The following is a 2,082-nucleotide window of genomic DNA, read 5'->3' as shown; positions in this document are numbered from 1 at the left end:
CCGTGGTCAACTGCGCGGGCGCCACCGGCGGCGACGCCGTGCACCTGGCCGAAGTCAATGCCCGCGGCCCCGCCGCGCTCTGCGCCGCGCTGCGCGAGGCGGCGCCCACGGCCCGCCTGGTGCACCTGGGTTCGGCCGCCGAGTACGGGCCGGGCACCCCGGACGCACCCGTCACCGAGTCGGCACCCGCCTGTCCGGTCACGTCGTACGGCGCGACCAAACTGGCGGGCACCCTCGCGGTGACCTCCGCCGCACTGGACGCGGTGGTGCTGCGGGTCGGCAACCCGGTCGGGCCGGGGGCGCCCGTGGCGAGCCTGCCCGGCCGGCTGGCCGGCCTGCTCCGGACCTCCGGCCGGGACCCGGAGGCGGTGCTGCGCCTCGGGGACCTCTCCGCCCACCGCGACTTCGTCGACGTACGCGACGTCGCCCGGGCCGCGGAGTTCGCCGTCACGACGCCCGGACCGCTCCCGCCCGTGCTGAACGTCGGCAGTGGAACCGCCGTACCCGTGCGCGAGCTGGCGCACGGCCTGGCCCGGCACGCGGGGTTCCGCGGGCGGCTGGAGGAGAGCACGGGCGGCTCGGCGCGCTCGGGGCAGGTGTCCTGGCAGTGCTCGGACGTCTCCGCCGCGGCGCGGGCCCTGGGCTGGCGGCCGGAGCACAGCCTCGACGACGCCCTGGCCGCGCTGTGGGCGGCCACGCTGGAGCGCGTGCCATGAGCCTGCTGGTACCGCTGTACGTGCACCCGGCCGAGGATCCCGGCGCCTGGCACCGGCTCATCGGGGCGGTGGCCCGTACCCGCGCGGTCGTGCTGAACCCGGCGAGCGGGCCGGGCGACGCTCCCGATCCCGCGTTCACCGCGGCCGCGCGGGCGCTGCGCACGGCCGGGGCCCGCCTGCTCGGTTACGTCGACACCGACTACGGGGTCCGGGACCGGTCCCTGGTCATGGAGGACATGCGCCGGCACCAGGACTGGTACGAGGCCGACGGCTGCTTCCTGGACCGGGTGACCGCCGGTCCGGAGGGGCTGCCCGACTGCCGGCGGCTGGTGCGTGACCTGCGGCGGTCGGGTGCCTCGACGGTCGTCCTCAACCCTGGCGTCCACCCGGATCCCGGCTACGTAAGGCTCGCCGACCTGACCGTCACCTTCGAGGGGCACTGGACCACGTACGTCTCGTCCTTCACCCGGCCGCTGTGGACCGCCAGGTACCCGCCGGACCGGTTGTGCCACCTCGTCTACGGCGTCCCCGAGGCCCTGGTCCCGCTCGCCGTCCGTACGGCGCACGGGCGGGGCGCGGCGGTCTGCGGGCCGGTGACGGGCGAACCCCCCAACCCTTGGGCGCTGTTGTCCCCGGCGCTGTGCGGCGGGGACGGTGTGGAAGGCTGAGCGCACTCAATCGTCCGCGCGCACGGGAGGCACCTGAGGGCATGGCCGTCATCCACCACACCACCCTGAAACCCACCAAGACCGAACTGCTCGCCCGGTGGCTCCCCACCCGCCCGTGGTACCGGGGCGGCCCGGACCCGGTCCTGGAGCGGTCCGGCGGCTTCCGGCTCGACGACCCCGAGGGCGAGGTCGGCATCGAGTTCCTCGTGGCCACCGACACCACGGACCCCGAGCGGACGGCCTACCTGGTGCCGCTCACCTACCGCGGAGCGCCGCTGGAGGGCGCCGAGCACGCCCTCGTCGGCACGATGGAGCACGGGGTGCTGGGCCCGCGCTGGGTCTACGACGGCTGCCACGACCCGGTGCTGGTCACCGAGTTGCTGGCGCTGATCGAGGGCCGGGCGCGGGCGATGGCCCAGAGCGTCACCGACACGCCCGACCACGAGGTGAGCCGTTCGTACACCGGCTCCCCGTTCGCGCCGGACGGCCGTGTGCCCGTGCCGGCCGACGACGCGGACGGCACCCGGCTGCCCGCGCCCCACGACACGATCCTCCACGTGCACCGGGTCCTCACCCCCGTGGCGGAGAACCCGCCGCCGCCCGCGCGCGGGGCCCTCGGCCATGTCGCCACCGGCTGGGCGGGCCCGGACGGCTCCCGTCCGCGGGCCGTGCTGATGACGTTGCGCGCCGCGTGATCC

3 protein-coding genes are annotated in these 2,082 nt (G+C 76.3%); all 3 read left to right on the top strand.

All coding sequences use genetic code 11. The annotated features are described in order from the left end of the window. A partial coding sequence (locus GT045_RS23665) for an NAD-dependent epimerase/dehydratase (RefSeq protein ID WP_161335360.1) occupies nucleotides 1-716 on the top strand: 716 nt, incomplete at its 5' end. Beyond that, nucleotides 713-1,384: a spherulation-specific family 4 protein gene (locus tag GT045_RS23660; RefSeq protein ID WP_161294350.1), complete on the top strand. Its 672-nt coding sequence runs from the start codon at nucleotides 713-715 to the stop codon at nucleotides 1,382-1,384. The genes GT045_RS23665 and GT045_RS23660, both read left to right, overlap by 4 nt. 41 nt (nucleotides 1,385-1,425) lie before the next feature. Next, nucleotides 1,426-2,079 (top strand): 1,4-alpha-glucan branching protein, encoded by a 654-nt coding sequence (locus tag GT045_RS23655; RefSeq protein WP_161294348.1) that lies wholly within the window; start codon nucleotides 1,426-1,428, stop codon nucleotides 2,077-2,079. The last annotated feature ends 3 nt before the right edge of the window (nucleotides 2,080-2,082 follow it).

Source organism: Streptomyces sp. SID486 (assembly GCF_009865385.1).
Classification (GTDB): Bacteria; Actinomycetota; Actinomycetes; order Streptomycetales; family Streptomycetaceae; genus Streptomyces.
This window is presented reverse-complemented; position numbering and strand designations above follow the sequence as displayed.

What these genes read in the sequence shown, in the direction of transcription:
- GT045_RS23660 (WP_161294350.1), top strand. Translation starts at nt 713, where the DNA reads ATGAGCCTGCTGGTACCGCTGTACGTGCACCCGGCCGAGGATCCCGGC.
- GT045_RS23655 (WP_161294348.1), top strand. Translation starts at nt 1,426, where the DNA reads ATGGCCGTCATCCACCACACCACCCTGAAACCCACCAAGACCGAACTG.